The following is a 14,177-nucleotide window of genomic DNA, read 5'->3' on the forward strand; positions in this document are numbered from 1 at the left end:
GCCCGGAACGGCCTGATCGGGCGGCTACGCCCCGACCTCCCACGTGTCGCCACCGGCGAGGAGCTCGCCGAGGTCGCCGGCGCCCTGCAGGCGCGCCTCGTGCAGCTGCTCGGCCATCATCTGCTCGTAGGACGGCTTGCGGACCGACCGGAAGACGCCCATGGGGGTGTAGCGCAGGTCCTGCGAGGACAGCCGCGACAGGGCGAACGCGTAGGACGGGTCCTCGCGGGTGGCGTCGTGCACCACGATCTCGCTCGCGTCGACCTGGTTGGTCTCGGCGATCCGCAGACCCCCGAACTCGTCGCGGACCACGCACGAGGCGCCGTCCGGCCCGAACACCAGCGGCTTGCCGTGCTCGAGCGGGATGGTCCACATCGGGCCCGTGGCCGGGTCCTTCAGCAGGTCGAAGGCCCCGTCGTTGAAGATGTTGCAGTTCTGGTAGATCTCGACCAGCGCGGTGCCCTGGTGCTCGGCGGCCTGCCGCAGCACCTCGGTGAGCCCCTTGCGGTCGGAGTCCATCGCCCGGCCCACGAAGGTGGCGTCGGCGCCGATGGCCAGCGAGACCGGGTTGAACGGGTGGTCAAGCGAGCCCATCGGGGTGGACTTGGTGACCTTGCCGACCTCCGAGGTGGGCGAGTACTGGCCCTTGGTGAGCCCGTAGATCCGGTTGTTGAACAGCAGGATCGTCATGTTCACGTTCCGGCGGAGCGCGTGGATCAGGTGGTTGCCGCCGATGGAGAGGGCGTCGCCGTCACCGGTGACGACCCAGACCGACAGGTCGGGGCGGGACGCGGCCAGGCCGGTGGCGATCGCCGGGGCGCGGCCGTGGATCGAGTGCATCCCGTAGGTGTTCAGGTAGTACGGGAAGCGCGAGGAGCACCCGATGCCGGACACGATGACCATGTCCTCGCGGGCGATGCCGAGGCTGGGCAGGAAGCTCTGGACCGCGTTGAGGATGACGTAGTCACCGCAGCCAGGGCACCAGCGCACTTCCTGGTCGGTCTTGAAGTCCTTGCCCTTGAGCTCGGTCTGCTTGGGACCGTGCTGCTCGAGCGAGCGGGCGATCGCGGCGTCGATCGGGGTCGGCGCGTCCGGCATGCCGAGTTCGACGGTGGTCACTGCGGTGCTCCGTTCAGCGAGGCGGAGGTGCTGTCGATGGCGTCCTGGATGACCGCGGCCAGCTCGGCGGAGCGGAACGGCATCCCGCGCACCTGGGTGTGGCTCTGGACGTCCACCAGGTACTTCGCCCGGAGCAGCAGGGCCAGCTGCCCGAGGTTCATCTCCGGGCAGATCACCCGGTCGTACCGGGCCAGGACCTCGCCGAGGTCGGCCGGGAACGGGTTGATGTGCCGCAGGTGGATCTGGGCGACCTTCCGGCCGGAGCTCCGGATCCGCCGGCAGGCGGCGCCGATCGGGCCGTAGGTGGAGCCCCACCCGATGACGGCGACGCGGGAGTCCCCGTCCGGGTCCTCGACGTCGGTGGGCGGGATCGACGCGGCGATGCCGTCGATCTTGGCCTGCCGGGTGCGGGTCATGAAGTCGTGGTTGGCCGGGTCGTAGGAGATGTTGCCGGTCTTGTCGGCCTTCTCCAGCCCGCCGATCCGGTGCTGCATGCCCGCGGTGCCCGGGATGGCCCACGCGCGGGCCAGGGTCTCCGGGTCGCGCAGGTAGGGGAGGAACTCCGGCGTCCCGTCGGCGGTGCTGCCGTTGGGCTCGGTGGCGAAGCCCACCGCCGGGCGCAGGTCGGGCAGCGAGTCGGTGTCGGGGATCGCCCACGGCTCGGCGCCGTTGGCGAGGTAGCCGTCGGACAGCAGCATGACCGGCGTCCGGTAGGCCAGCGCGATCCGCGCCGCCTCGACGGCGGCGGCGAAGCAGTCGCCGGGGGAGCGGGGGGCGATCACCGGCACGGGGGCCTCGCCGTTGCGGCCGAACATCGCCTGCAGCAGGTCGCTCTGCTCGGTCTTCGTCGGCAGGCCGGTCGAGGGGCCACCGCGCTGCACGTCCACGATGACCAGCGGCAGCTCGGTCATGACGGCCAGGCCGATCGTCTCGCCCTTCAGCGCCACTCCGGGCCCGGAGGTGGTGGTGATGCCGAGCGCCCCGCCGAACGAGGCACCCAGGGCCGCGCCGATGCCGGCGATCTCGTCCTCGGCCTGGAAGGTCCGCACGCCGAAGGACTTGTGCCGGGACAGCTCGTGCAGGATGTCCGACGCCGGGGTGATCGGGTAGGCCCCGAGGAACACCGGGAGCCCGGAGAGCCGGCCGGCGGCCACGAGCCCGAGCGCGAGCGCCTGGTTGCCGGAGATGTTCCGGTAGCGGCCCGGCTTCATCGGGGCCGGCTTGATCTCGTAGGAGACGGTGAAGGCCTCGGTGGTGTCGCCGTAGTTGTAGCCGGCCCGGAACGCGGCGATGTTCGCCGCGGCGATCTCCGGCTTGCGCCGGAACTGGCGCTCGAGGAAGCGGATCGTGCCCTCGGTCGGCCGGTGGTACATCCAGGAGAGCAGGCCGAGGGTGAACATGTTCTTGCTCCGCTCCGCCTCCTTCTTGCCGAGACCGGAGTCCTTGAGCGCATCCGTGGTCATCGAGGTCAGCGGCACGCTGACGGTCTGCCACCCCTCGAGCGAGCCGTCCTCCAGCGGGTTGGTGGCGTAGCCGACCTTCGCCAGGTTGCGCGGGGTGAACTCGTCGGAGTCGACGATCAGCAGCCCACCGCCGGGCAGCTCGCCCAGGTTGGCCTTCAGCGCGGCGGGGTTCATCGCCACGAGCACGTCCGGGGCGTCGCCCGGGGTCATGACGTCGTGGTCGGCGAACTGCAGCTGGAAGGAGCTGACCCCCGGCAGGGTCCCCGTCGGCGCCCGGATCTCGGCGGGGAAGTTCGGCAGCGTCTTCAGGTCGTTGCCGAAGGACGCCGTCTCGCTGGTGAACCGGTTGCCGGTCAGCTGCATGCCGTCGCCGGAGTCACCGGCCAGCCGGATCACGACGCGGTCGAGCTCGACCACGCTCTTCACGAGCCCACCGGGCGCCGAGCCGGGCACCGTGGTGGCCGGGGCGCCGGTCACGGGCGCGACGGTCGGGTTGGTGCCAGTCATCAGCGGTCTACCTCCACCGGGCGAGGTTACGTGCGTGTGTCCGCGCCCGGACTGTGCAACCGGACACGCTGGAGCGGCGGGGATCCACCGCGTTCAGTGGGGAAACCCCGGTGCGCGCCGGCTCATTCCACCGGGGGAGGGCCGGGGACGGCGCCGGGAACGGCGGTCCGGGGGCGGGCGTTGGACCGGACGTGCAGCGCTGGAACAACGGACTGAAGACCGCCGTCCTCCTGGGACTCATGGGCGGGCTGATCCTCATGGCCGGCGCGCTCATCGGCGGGCGCGGCGGCCTGGTCATCGCGCTCGTGATCGCGCTCGGCGTGAACGGGTTCGCCTACTTCAACTCCGACAAGCTCGCGCTCCGGTCGATGCGGGCCTTCCCGGTGACCCAGACCCAGGCGCCGCAGCTGTACGCCATCGTGCGCGAGCTGGCGACCGAGGCCCGGCAGCCGATGCCCCGGCTCTACGTCAGCCCGACGGGGCAGCCGAACGCGTTCGCCACCGGCCGCAACCCGCGCAACGCCGCCGTCTGCGTCACCCAGGGCATCCTCGAGCTGCTCGACCGCCGCCAGCTGCGGGGGGTGCTGGCCCACGAGCTGTCGCACGTCTACAACCGCGACATCCTGATCAGCTCGGTCGCCGCGGCCATGGCGACCGTGATCACCTACCTGGCGCACATGGCGATGTTCGCGTCGCTGTTCGGCGGCCGGTCCGACGAGGACCGCGGCGGCGGCAACGTGATCGGCGGCCTGCTGCTCATGCTGCTGGGGCCGCTGGCCGCCGGGCTGGTGCAGATGGCGGTCAGCCGCAGCCGGGAGTTCCAGGCCGACGCGTCGGGCGCGCAGCTCTCCCAGGACCCGCAGGCCCTGGCCGACGCGCTGCGGATCATCGAGCGGGGGACCGCCGCCCGCCCCCTCCCGCAGGAGGAGCGGCTGGTCACCCAGAGCCACCTGATGATCGCCAACCCGTTCCGGGGCCAGGGCATGGCGTCGATGTTCGCCAGCCACCCGCCGATGCCCGAGCGGATCGCCCGGCTGGAGCAGATGGCCCGCGAGCTCGGCCAGCGCTGAGGAAGGACCCCCTCGCCGGGGCGGTTCCGCGCGAGGGGGCCTTCGGGTCAGCGGTAGTTGTCGAACTGCAGGGCGACGTCGAGGTCGGCCCCGCGCAGGAGCTGTTGCACCGCCTGCAGGTCGTCGCGCTTCTTGCCGCTGACCCGGAGCTGGTCGCCCTGGATCTGCGCCTGGACGCCCTTGGGGCCCTCGTCGCGGATCAGCTTGGCGATCTTCTTCGCCACGTCGGACTCGATGCCCTGCTTGATCGTGGCGCCGATCTTGTAGCTCTTGCCCGAGGACTGCGGCTCGCCGGCGTCGAGCACCTTCAGCGAGATGTTCCGCTTGACCAGCTTCTCCTTGAACACCTCGAGCGCCGCGGCGACCCGCTCCTCGGTGTCGGCGGAGAGGGTGACCCCCTCCTCGCCGGCCCAGGAGATGGTGGCGTTGGTGCCGCGGAAGTCGAAGCGCTGGGAGAGCTCCTTGGCCGCCTGGTTGAGGGCGTTGTCGACCTCCTGGCGGTCCACCTTGCTCACGACGTCGAAGGATGCGTCGGCCATGTCTGTCCTCTCCTGCGCGGTGGACCCGGCGCGCGGGGCGTCGCCGGGGACCCGTCACGCGTGGGTCCGTGGTCTTGTTACTCTCTCCCGGTACCACGCGGCGGGTTGCCCGAGTGGCCAATGGGAGCGGACTGTAAATCCGTCGGCTTAGCCTACGAAGGTTCGAATCCTTCACCCGCCACACCTGGTACGACGGCCCCCGACCTCAGGTCGGGGGCCGTCGCGTCTCTCCGGGCAGGCTCAGGGCAGCGTCGGCGCCCGGGCGCTGGAGACGGCGGTCCGCTCGAGCGGCTGCCCGCCGAGGAAGAGCCAGCCGAACGCGATCGGCACGTGCCGGGTGCATCGCACGGTCACCTCGGCGCCGTCGGTCTCCGCCGCCCAGCTGTCCAGCCGGATCCCGCCGTCGGCCAGCTGGTCGGCGACGGCGGACTGGGCGGCCGCCCGGGTGAGCGGCAGCTCGGTGCCCACCCCCCGGGAGTAGACGACGGCCTCGTCGGCCTGGTTCGCGGCGGCGAGCGCGGCGCTGTCGCAGACCGACTGCACCTCCTGCTGCTCCAGGAACGCATCGGAGGCGGCGATGGCGCCGAACACCATCAGCGCGGCCACCAGCCAGCAGACCAGCACGAACGGCAGCGTCGACCCACGCTCGCGGTCGTCCTGGCCCGGTCGCACGCCGGGCAGGTAAGCACGGCGGGCAGGTCGTCCACCACCTGTGGACACGATCTGTGGACGGCGGTGGACGGCGGTTCACCCGTCCCCGTGGTGTGCGCAGTGACCTGTGGACGACGGCGGACGGGCGCCTGCGCACGGGCGGCGGCGTGGCGGCGCCAGCGCAAGGGTCGTAGGTCCGTGCGGGCGCCGCTCCGCGGCCGGGGGTGACCGGTCGTGCGCCTGGAGTGGCGGGCGGTCACGACTCGGCGTCGGAGGCGGCGTGTCGCCACCCCGATGCTTGTCGCCAGTCGTGACGGGAAGGAGTGTCCTACGCGCGGTCCGTATTGACGACGCTCTGCCCCCGCGCGTGACGGCTGCCGCAACAGCCGATTCGTCATGCCCACAGGGAGGCGCCATGAACAGCACCATGCAGCGTGAGACCGGTAACCGCGGAGTGAAGTGGGGTCGCGGCGTGAAGTGGGGCCGTGGCGTGAAGTGGGGCCGCAGCGAGGGCTGACGGCCTCGCCCCACGCGGGGAACACACTCGTGGGGGCGGTCGGCCCGGTGGGCCGGCTGCCCCTTCTCGTGTCCGTGGGGGCACGTGCCGACGACCTCCGCGGACGGGCGTCTTCCGCGCAGGCGGACAGCGAGCAGCGGTGATCGACATCGCTGCTAGCCTTCGCCCGCCCATCGACCCGGGAGTGTGCCGTGCACGTGGCTGAGCAGGACGCACACGAGCGTAGTCGCTCGCGTACTGCCCGCAGCCCCTGGGCGGTCTCCCTCCTGAGTCTCACCATCGCCGTCCCCGCGGGCGTCGCGGTCGCGTCCGATGCCCCGCGGGCCGTCGACTGGCGGGTCCTGGTCGCCGTCCTGCTGGCCGCGATGCTCGCCGAGTGGGTCAACGTCCACGTGGAGTTCCGGCGCCACACCTTCGTCAACTCGGCCAGCGAGGCAGCCTTCGTCATCGCCCTGCTGGTGGTGGGTGGTGTGTGGACGGCGGTCGTCCGTGCGCTCGCCGTGGGCGTCGTGCTCGCCGTGCAGCACTTCCCGCGCCCGAAGATCGTCTTCAACGTCGCCGTCGCCGTGATCGACAGCGCCGTCGCGGTCTTCGTCCTGGAGCTGCTCCCCGCCGGTGACGTCCGCGAACCGGTCACGTGGGTGTCGTGCCTGCTCGCCATCTTCGTGGCCAACGCCGTGGCCGCGGGCATGGTCGCCGGGGCGATCTCCCTGACCCAGGGCTATCCCGGGCGCGCGGTGTGGACCAGCCTCTTCGTGCCGGTCGTCGTCGTGTCGCCGGTCGCCGTCCTCGTCGGCCTGGCCATCCTGCTGCTCCTGCAGGCCACCCTCTGGACCTGGGTCATCCTCGCGCCGCTCACGCTGGCGCTGGTCCTGCTCTACCGCCGGTTCGCCGAGGTGACCAGGGAGAGCCAGTCGCTGGAGCGGGTCTACGAGTTCGCCCGCCGCGTCGAGCAGGTGCAGCCCGACGAGGTCGGCACCCGGCACATCGTGCAGGCGGTGCAGGAACTCCTCAACGCCGAGCGCGTCGCGCTGTGGCTGCCGCCCTACCTGGACGAGGAGCCACGGCTGGTCGTCGTCACCGAGGGCGGCGCCGCCTGGTACGACGGCCCGGGGGACCCCGACGACGTGCTGCGCCGCCGTGCGGTCGCCTCGGCGGGGGCGGTCCACGTCTCTGCCGGCCGCGCCGACGAGGCGGAGTCCGCCGCGCTCGCCCGTCGCGGGGTCGCCGAGGTGCTCGGGGCGCCGGTGACCACGGCAGCCGGTGAGCCCGGGTATCTCGAGGTGTGCGACCGGCGCAGCGACGCCGTCTCCTTCGGCAGCCGCGAGCGGGGCGCCCTGGAGTCGATGCTGACCCACGTCAACGCGGCGATCCGGCAGCAGCAGCTGCTCACCCGGATCCGCTACGACGCCGACCACGACCGGCTGACCGGCCTGCCCAACCGGCAGCGGCTCGCCGCGGAGATCGACGCCCTCCTGGCCGCAGGGCCCGCCGCGGCCGGGGCGGGGCTGATCCTCGCCTCCCTCGGCACCTACGCCGACGTCACCGACACCCTCGGGCACGCGGCGAGCGACGAGCTGCTGCTGGTCACCGCCGGCCTGCTGCGGGAGCACGCCCCACCGCGCGCCCTGCTCGCGCGCATGGAGCGCGAGCAGTTCGCCGTGCTGCTGCCGGGGCTCTCGCTCGAGGACACCGAGCAGGCCGCGCGGCGGCTGCGCGAGGCCGCCGCGACCCGCGTCCGGGTCGCCGGCCTGGACCTGGAGGTCTCGCTGACGATCGGCGTCGCCGCCGCGCCGGTGCACGGGACCGCCGCCGGCAGCCTGATGCAGCGGGCCGACGTCGCGCTGCTGGCCGCGGGCAGCTCCGGTGGCGTCGCGAGCTACCACCCGGTGCTGGACCAGCAGAGCCTGCGCCGGCTGCAGCTGGGCACCGAGCTGGCGCAGGCGATGGCCGAGGGGCAGATCGGCGTCGTGTTCCAGCCGGTGATCGACGCGCACACCTCCGACATCGTCTCGGTGGAGACGCTCGTGCGCTGGACCCATCCGCGCTACGGCAGCATCCCGCCCGAGGACGTCATCGGGCTGGCCGAGCAGATCGGCCGGATCAGCGAGGTGACCGACCACGTCCTCGACCTGGCGCTGGCGCGCTGCCGCCGCTGGCTCGACCAGGGCATCGCCCTGTCGGTCGCGGTCAACATCTCCGCCCGCTCCCTGAGCGAGCCCGACCTCGTCGCCCGGGTCCGCGGGGCCCTCGAGCGGCACCGGGTGCCCGGCGAGCTGCTGGTCCTGGAGCTGACCGAGAGCAGCGTCGTGGACGACTCGGTCCGCGAGAGCTCCGTCCTGGAGAACCTGCACGCGCTCGGCCTGCGGCTGTCCATGGACGACTTCGGCACCGGGTACTCGTCGCTGTCGCAGCTGCGGCAGCTGCCGATCGACGAGCTGAAGATCGACAAGTCCTTCGTCCTCATGATGGCCACCAGCCAGGGGGAATCGTTCATCGCGCGGTCGATCATCGAGCTGGCCCACAACCTGGGGCTGTGCGTGGTGGCCGAGGGCGTCGAGGACGAGATGACGCGCAACCAGCTGGCCACGATGGGCTGCGACAAGCTGCAGGGGTTCCTGATCAGCCGTCCGCTGCCGGAGGACCGGCTGGAGCGGTGGTTGCTCGCCCGCACCGGGGTGCGGTCGGCCGCACCCGGGGCCACCCACCGCCGGCTGTTCGTCCGGACCTGAGGGAGCCCGTCGGGCCCCCTGGCGGGCCCCTGCAGAGAGGGTGAAGGCGTCGGGTACAGTCTTCGATGGCTCCTCGGAGCACGGCCCCTTTAGCTCAGTCGGCAGAGCGTCTCCATGGTAAGGAGAAGGTCTACGGTTCGATTCCGTAAAGGGGCTCTGGCAGCAAGCCGACCGTCCGGTCCAGTCGCGAGACCGGGCCGCATGGTCGTCCCGGCGGTGTAGCTCAGCCTGGTAGAGCAAGCGGCTCATAATCGCTGTGTCACCGGTTCAAGTCCGGTCACCGCTACTCCCGACGGACCCCGTACTCCGGGGTCCGTCGCCGTGTCGGCCTCGCCGGCACGGCAGCAGGGCCCGGTTCCGGGTCCTGTCCCACAAGGCTAGGAGCGCCCCATGGCAGCCACCGACGTCCGTCCGAAGATCACCCTGGCCTGCCAGGAGTGCAAGAACCGCAACTACATCACCCGCAAGAACCGGCGGAACGACCCGGACCGGCTCGAGCTGATGAAGTACTGCCCGCGCGAGCGCAAGCACACGCTGCACCGCGAGACCCGCTGACGGTCTCCGAACAGCCGAGCGAGGGCGGGAGCATGGTGCTGGACCGGGAACTGGTCGGGCGCAGCTACCCGCCCTCTGCCGTCTACGAGGTCGGGCGGGCGAAGATCGCCGAGTTCGCCGCCGCCGTCGGTGCCACCGACGCGGTGCACCGCGACCCGGACGCCGCCCGCGCCGCGGGGCATCCCCACGTCATCGCGCCGCCGACCTTCGCGATCGTGGTCAGCCTGGAGGCGGCGTTCGTCGTGCTGGGCGACCCGGAGGTCGGGCTCGACTACAGCCGCGTCGTGCACGGCGAGCAGAAGTTCGCCCACCACCGCCCGATCCACGCCGGTGACCGGCTGGTGGCGACGACCACGATCGACGCCGTCCGCAGCGTCGCCGGCAACGACCTGCTGACCGCCCGGGTCGAGCTGACCACCGAGGGCGGCGAGGCCGTCTGCACGACGGTGTCGATGCTCGTCGCCCGTGGCGAGGGCGGGGGAGCGGCATGACCGCCTCGCCCGCCGACGTCGTCGTCGGCACCGAGCTGCCCGAGTTCGTCGTCCGGGTCACCCGGGCCGACCTGGTCCGCTACGCGGGCGCCAGCGGCGACTTCAACCCGATCCACTGGAGCGACCGGGTGGCCACCTCCGTCGGCCTGCCCGGGGTCATCGCCCACGGCATGTTCACCATGGCCGTCGCCGCCCGTGCGGTGACCGCGTGGACCGGTGACCCGGCCGGCCTGGTCGAGTACCAGGTCCGGTTCGGCCGACCGGTCGTCGTCCCCGACGACGACGAGGGGGCCGAGGTGACCGTCCGCGGCAAGGTGGGGGCGGTGCTCGAGAACGGGCGCGTGCGCGTCGACCTCACCGTCACCAGCGGCGGCGAGAAGGTGCTCTCGCTCGCCCGGGCCACGGTCCAGCTGCGCTGACCCGGCTCGCCGGCCCGCTCGTGCCGCGGGGGTGGTGCCGGTGGGACGTTGGCTGACCGGCGCGCCGGTCCCGTACACTGGCACCACCGGGGCAGCTGACCCCGCCACCGGCGTGCCCCGGAGCCCCATCCGGGCGCGGCGCTGCCGTGGGCGGTCGGCCGTACCGGGGCCCACCCAGGGCATAGGGGTGTAGCTCAATTGGCAGAGCAGCGGTCTCCAAAACCGCAGGCTGCAGGTTCAAGTCCTGTCACCCCTGCCAGCACGACCAGTGCGCACCTGCACGACCGGCACCACCCGCACGACCCGGCACCACCGACCGACGGCCCGCACGCGAGCGGCCACCACCACGAGGCGAGCGAGGCGCAGTGAGCGACGAGAAGCCGGACCGCGAGGACGACGCTCGCGCCTCCGACGCCGACCTCACCGACGAGCAGCTCGACCGCGAGGCCCCGGGCGTCGACGACGCCAGCGCGCTCGAGGCGGCCGAGGACGAGGTCGCCGGCGAGGCCACGACCGAGGAGGACAAGGTCGTGGCCGGCCGGACGGGTGACCGCCGGGGCCGGCGCGGCCGGATCACCGCCGACGACGAGGACGACGACGAGCAGGTCGCCGGCAGCCGCCGGGCCGCCCGCTCGGCCACCCCGGCCACCCGCGAGGGCGCCGGGACCCGCTCGCGGGCCGCGGCGGAGCGGGCGCGCGCGGAGGAGATGCGGCCGCGCCGGTCGATCATGCGCTTCCTGCGCGAGGTCGTCGCCGAGCTGCGCAAGGTCATCTGGCCGGGCCGCCGCGAGCTGATCACCTACACCACCGTGGTGATCGTCTTCGTGGCGTTCATCGTCGCGCTCGTGGCCGGGCTGGACCTGCTCTTCGCCCAAGGCGTGATCGCCGTCTTCGGCTGACCACCCGCCCGCGCCTGCACGCCCCCTGACAAGGAAGAGACGAGATCTCCTAGTGACCGACCCCCGCGAGCCCTTCGAGACCGACAGCGCGGTCGAAGGCATCGACCTGGACGACGCCCGCTTCGACGAGCGCGGCACCGCCGACGTCGAGACCGGCGCCGGTGAGACCGGCTCGGCCGAGGGGTCCAGCGACACCGCCGACCTCGACACCGACACCGGTGTCTCGGACGCGACCCCGGAGATCGAGACCGGCGACCCGGACACCCTCGCCACCGACCCGCTGGCGGCGGCGGCTCCCGACTCCGACGTCGAGCCGGAGGAGGACGAGGACCCGGCCGAGGCGATGAAGAAGGCGCTGCGGCTGGCCCCGGGCGACTGGTACGTCGTGCACTCCTACGCGGGCTACGAGAACAAGGTGAAGACCAACCTCGAGGCGCGCATCCAGTCGCTGGACGTCGAGGACTACATCTACCAGATCGAGGTGCCCACCGAGGAGGTCACCGAGATCAAGAACGGCAAGCGCTCGCAGGTCAACCGCAAGGTGCTGCCCGGGTACCTGCTGGTCCGCATGGAGCTCAACGACGAGTCGTGGGGTGCGGTGCGCAACACCCCCGGCGTCACCGGCTTCGTCGGCGCGACCTCCAAGCCCTCGCCGCTGACCCTCGACGAGGTCGTCAAGATCCTGGTGCCCGCCACGGCACCGCAGGCCCCCCGGGCCGCCGAGGCCGCGGCCTCGACCGGCGGTGGCGTGGCCGCCACGCCGGCCGCCGTCGTCGACTTCGAGGTCGGCGAGTCGGTCACCGTCATGGACGGGCCGTTCGCCACGCTGCCCGCCACCATCAACGAGATCAACGCCGAGCAGCAGAAGCTGCAGGTGCTGGTCTCCATCTTCGGCCGCGAGACGCCCGTCGAGCTGTCGTTCAACCAGGTCAGCAAGATCTGAGCGCTCGACGGCGTTCCGAGCACCAGCTGATCCACCAGAGATAGAAGGAAGTCATGCCCCCCAGGAAGCGGTTGACCGCGGTCATCAAGCTCCAGATCAACGCCGGTGCGGCCACCCCCGCGCCGCCCGTGGGTCCGGCGCTCGGCCAGCACGGCGTCAACATCATGGAGTTCTGCAAGGCCTACAACGCCGCGACCGAGTCGCAGCGCGGGAACGTCGTCCCCGTGGAGATCTCGGTCTTCGAGGACCGGACCTTCACGTTCGTCACCAAGACCCCGCCGGCCGCGCGCATGCTGCTCAAGGCGGCTGGTGTCGAGAAGGGCTCGGGCGAGCCGCACAAGACCAAGGTCGCCACGGTCACCCGTGACCAGGTCCGCGAGATCGCCACCACCAAGATGGCCGACCTCAACGCCAACGACCTGGACCAGGCCGAGCGCATCATCGCCGGCACCGCCCGGTCGATGGGCATCACCGTCCAGGGCTGATCGGCTCCAGCACCACCCGCATGTCGTGGGAGGGCCACGCCTGGCCCGCTAACCACGCGATCCCCGGCTCCGTCCGGGGGAGAGGAACCACCATGGCGAAGCACGGCAAGAAGTTCCGGGCCGCGGCCGACAAGGTCGACCGGGACAACCTGTACACCCCGCTCCAGGCCACCTCGCTGGCCAAGGAGACGTCGACGACCGCCTACGACGCGACCGTCGAGGTGGCCATGCGCCTGGGCGTCGACCCGCGCAAGGCCGACCAGATGGTCCGCGGCACGGTCAACCTGCCGCACGGCACCGGCAAGACCGCCCGCGTCATCGTCTTCGCGACCGGTGACAAGGCCGCCGAGGCCGAGGCCGCCGGCGCCGACGTCGTGGGCTCCGACGACCTGATCGAGCGGATCCAGGGCGGCTTCCTGGACTTCGACGCCGCGATCGCGACGCCGGACCAGATGGCCAAGGTGGGCCGGATCGCCCGCATCCTCGGCCCCCGTGGCCTGATGCCGAACCCGAAGACCGGCACGGTGACCCCCGACGTCACCAAGGCCGTCAACGACATCAAGGGCGGGAAGATCAACTTCCGCGTCGACAAGCAGGCCAACCTGCACCTGGTCATCGGCAAGACGTCGTTCGACCAGACCAAGCTGGTCGAGAACTACGCCGCCGCGCTGGACGAGGTCCTCCGGGCCAAGCCGTCGTCGGCCAAGGGCCGGTACGTCCGGAAGGTCACCATCTCCACCACGATGGGCCCCGGCATCCCGGTCGACCCGAACCGCACCCGCAACCTCACGGTGGACGAGCCCACCGCGTAACCACGCCGGTTCCCCGGAGGCCCCGTCACGCACCGCGTGACGGGGCCTCCGTCGCATCCGGTCCCGGGCACGGGGCCGCCCGAGGGGGTGCCCGCCCCCTCCGCGGATCCGTCGCGTACTCTTGCTCCCGTTCCCCCCAAGACCGCTGGTCGTCGCACGTCCGCGTGCGATCGAAGGTCCCGGATTCCGGGCGACCCGCGCAGGAGGACGGTTCGGTAGCCGGGCGCTCATCCGCGCCCGCCTCTCGCCCCGTGCGCCCTGCGCCGGGGCGTTCGTCGTCTCCGGGGCGTCGATCGCCCGTCGTCGTGCAGCGTCCAGTGGTCGCCCGACAGACGAGAGGAGGCCCATGCCCACGCAGGCGAAGGCCGCGGTGATCGACGAAATCACCGAGCGGTTCCAGTCGTCCAGCGCAGCGGTGCTCACCGAGTACCGCGGGCTGACCGTGGCGCAGCTGACCCAGCTGCGTCGTTCCCTCGGTGAGGGCAGCAGCTACGCCGTCGTCAAGAACACCCTGACGAAGCGGGCCGCGGACTCGGTCGGTCACTCCGACCTGGCCCCGCTGCTCAACGGCCCCACCGCGATCGCCTTCATCGAGGGCGACGTCGTCGAGGCCGCCAAGGCCATCCGCGACTTCGCGCGCGCCAACCCGCTGCTCGTCGTCAAGGGAGGTGTCGTCGAGGGTCGCACCGTCAGCCCTGCCGAGGTCACCGCCCTGGCCGACGTCGAGCCGCGCGAGGTGCTGCTGGCCAAGCTGGCCGGCGCGATGAAGGGCAACCTCACCAAGGCCGCCGGGCTCTTCCAGGCCCCGCTGTCGCAGGTCGCCCGCCTGGCTGCCGCGCTGCAGGAGAAGAAGGCGGCCGACGCATCGGCCGCCGAGGCTCCCGCCGCCGACGCTGCCGCCGACACCGCTGCTGCTGACACCACCCCCGACAACGACGCTGCCGCGGACGCCGCGGCCAGCGACGCCTGAACCCA

General features: G+C 72.0%; 14 protein-coding genes and 4 tRNA genes. 14 read left to right on the forward strand and 4 right to left on the reverse strand.

All coding sequences use genetic code 11. The features are described from left to right. Nucleotides 1–24: 24 nt before the first annotated feature. On the reverse strand, nucleotides 25–1,119 hold the full coding sequence (locus BD833_RS03535; RefSeq protein ID WP_166531765.1) for a 2-oxoacid:ferredoxin oxidoreductase subunit beta: 1,095 nt from the start codon (nucleotides 1,117–1,119) through the stop codon (nucleotides 25–27). Continuing rightward, a complete protein-coding gene (locus tag BD833_RS03540; RefSeq protein WP_166531766.1) occupies nucleotides 1,116–3,089 on the reverse strand; it encodes a 2-oxoacid:acceptor oxidoreductase subunit alpha in 1,974 nt (657 codons plus the stop codon). The genes BD833_RS03535 and BD833_RS03540 overlap by 4 nt, the downstream gene beginning before the upstream one ends. A gap of 191 nt (nucleotides 3,090–3,280) precedes the next feature. Here BD833_RS03540 and htpX point away from each other — a divergent pair, with 191 nt between their 5' ends. Beyond that, the gene (gene htpX / locus BD833_RS03545) at nucleotides 3,281–4,159 is read left to right on the forward strand and encodes a zinc metalloprotease HtpX (protein WP_166531767.1); all 879 of its coding nucleotides are present in this window, start codon (nucleotides 3,281–3,283) and stop codon (nucleotides 4,157–4,159) included. Between the two features lie 47 nt (nucleotides 4,160–4,206). Here the strand turns inward: htpX and BD833_RS03550 are convergent, their stop codons facing one another. Continuing rightward, a complete protein-coding gene (locus BD833_RS03550; protein ID WP_166531768.1) occupies nucleotides 4,207–4,698 on the reverse strand; it encodes a YajQ family cyclic di-GMP-binding protein in 492 nt (163 codons plus the stop codon). A 99-nt stretch (nucleotides 4,699–4,797) separates the two neighbouring features. Here BD833_RS03550 and BD833_RS03555 point away from each other — a divergent pair. Next, nucleotides 4,798–4,879, forward strand: a tRNA-Tyr gene (locus BD833_RS03555). A gap of 59 nt (nucleotides 4,880–4,938) precedes the next feature. Here the strand turns inward: BD833_RS03555 and BD833_RS03560 are convergent. Then, nucleotides 4,939–5,370 carry a pilus assembly protein TadG-related protein gene (locus tag BD833_RS03560; RefSeq protein WP_166531769.1) on the reverse strand — a complete coding sequence of 144 codons (432 nt, stop codon included), beginning with the start codon at nucleotides 5,368–5,370 and terminating at the stop codon, nucleotides 4,939–4,941. Nucleotides 5,371–6,063: 693 nt separating this feature from the next. Here BD833_RS03560 and BD833_RS03565 point away from each other — a divergent pair. The 12 genes from BD833_RS03565 to rplJ all read left to right on the forward strand — a co-directional run bounded on the left by BD833_RS03565 (nucleotide 6,064) and on the right by rplJ (nucleotide 14,172). After that, entirely contained in the window at nucleotides 6,064–8,598 is a 2,535-nt protein-coding gene (locus BD833_RS03565; RefSeq protein WP_243737426.1) for a putative bifunctional diguanylate cyclase/phosphodiesterase, read from the forward strand. A gap of 83 nt (nucleotides 8,599–8,681) precedes the next feature. Then, nucleotides 8,682–8,754: transfer RNA gene (locus BD833_RS03570), tRNA-Thr, on the forward strand. A gap of 56 nt (nucleotides 8,755–8,810) precedes the next feature. Further along, nucleotides 8,811–8,884, forward strand: a tRNA-Met gene (locus BD833_RS03575). Between the two features lie 104 nt (nucleotides 8,885–8,988). Then, nucleotides 8,989–9,153, forward strand: a complete 165-nt coding sequence (rpmG, locus tag BD833_RS03580) for a 50S ribosomal protein L33 (protein WP_091770212.1) — start codon at nucleotides 8,989–8,991, stop codon at nucleotides 9,151–9,153. A 32-nt stretch (nucleotides 9,154–9,185) separates the two neighbouring features. After that, nucleotides 9,186–9,644, forward strand: coding sequence for an FAS1-like dehydratase domain-containing protein (locus tag BD833_RS03585; RefSeq protein WP_166531771.1), 459 nt, complete (start codon nucleotides 9,186–9,188; stop codon nucleotides 9,642–9,644). Then, complete coding sequence (locus tag BD833_RS03590; RefSeq protein ID WP_166531772.1) at nucleotides 9,641–10,063, forward strand: MaoC/PaaZ C-terminal domain-containing protein; 423 nt, start codon at nucleotides 9,641–9,643, stop codon at nucleotides 10,061–10,063. The genes BD833_RS03585 and BD833_RS03590 overlap by 4 nt, the downstream gene beginning before the upstream one ends. 183 nt (nucleotides 10,064–10,246) lie before the next feature. Continuing rightward, nucleotides 10,247–10,322: transfer RNA gene (locus BD833_RS03595), tRNA-Trp, on the forward strand. Between the two features lie 106 nt (nucleotides 10,323–10,428). Next, nucleotides 10,429–10,962 carry a preprotein translocase subunit SecE gene (secE, locus tag BD833_RS03600; protein WP_208092314.1) on the forward strand — a complete coding sequence of 178 codons (534 nt, stop codon included), beginning with the start codon at nucleotides 10,429–10,431 and terminating at the stop codon, nucleotides 10,960–10,962. A gap of 52 nt (nucleotides 10,963–11,014) precedes the next feature. Further along, entirely contained in the window at nucleotides 11,015–11,905 is an 891-nt protein-coding gene (gene nusG / locus BD833_RS03605; protein WP_208092315.1) for a transcription termination/antitermination protein NusG, read from the forward strand. A 53-nt stretch (nucleotides 11,906–11,958) separates the two neighbouring features. Further along, entirely contained in the window at nucleotides 11,959–12,390 is a 432-nt protein-coding gene (gene rplK / locus BD833_RS03610) for a 50S ribosomal protein L11 (RefSeq protein WP_166531773.1), read from the forward strand. A gap of 92 nt (nucleotides 12,391–12,482) precedes the next feature. Next, a complete protein-coding gene (gene rplA / locus BD833_RS03615; RefSeq protein WP_166531774.1) occupies nucleotides 12,483–13,202 on the forward strand; it encodes a 50S ribosomal protein L1 in 720 nt (239 codons plus the stop codon). A gap of 346 nt (nucleotides 13,203–13,548) precedes the next feature. After that, nucleotides 13,549–14,172 carry a 50S ribosomal protein L10 gene (gene rplJ / locus BD833_RS03620; protein WP_166531775.1) on the forward strand — a complete coding sequence of 208 codons (624 nt, stop codon included), beginning with the start codon at nucleotides 13,549–13,551 and terminating at the stop codon, nucleotides 14,170–14,172. Nucleotides 14,173–14,177 lie beyond the last annotated feature (5 nt).

Source organism: Blastococcus xanthinilyticus (assembly GCF_008124835.1).
Taxonomy (GTDB): Bacteria; Actinomycetota; Actinomycetes; order Mycobacteriales; family Geodermatophilaceae; genus Blastococcus; species Blastococcus xanthinilyticus.

Excerpts from the sequence above, each read along its gene's own strand:
- rplK (WP_166531773.1), top strand. The coding sequence starts at position 11,959 with ATGCCCCCCAGGAAGCGGTTGACCGCGGTCATCAAGCTCCAGATCAAC.
- BD833_RS03550 (WP_166531768.1), bottom strand. The coding sequence starts at position 4,698 with ATGGCCGACGCATCCTTCGACGTCGTGAGCAAGGTGGACCGCCAGGAG.
- rplA (WP_166531774.1), top strand. The coding sequence starts at position 12,483 with ATGGCGAAGCACGGCAAGAAGTTCCGGGCCGCGGCCGACAAGGTCGAC.
- BD833_RS03540 (WP_166531766.1), bottom strand. The coding sequence starts at position 3,089 with ATGACTGGCACCAACCCGACCGTCGCGCCCGTGACCGGCGCCCCGGCC.
- BD833_RS03590 (WP_166531772.1), top strand. The coding sequence starts at position 9,641 with ATGACCGCCTCGCCCGCCGACGTCGTCGTCGGCACCGAGCTGCCCGAG.
- rplJ (WP_166531775.1), top strand. The coding sequence starts at position 13,549 with ATGCCCACGCAGGCGAAGGCCGCGGTGATCGACGAAATCACCGAGCGG.
- BD833_RS03585 (WP_166531771.1), top strand. The coding sequence starts at position 9,186 with ATGGTGCTGGACCGGGAACTGGTCGGGCGCAGCTACCCGCCCTCTGCC.
- rpmG (WP_091770212.1), top strand. The coding sequence starts at position 8,989 with ATGGCAGCCACCGACGTCCGTCCGAAGATCACCCTGGCCTGCCAGGAG.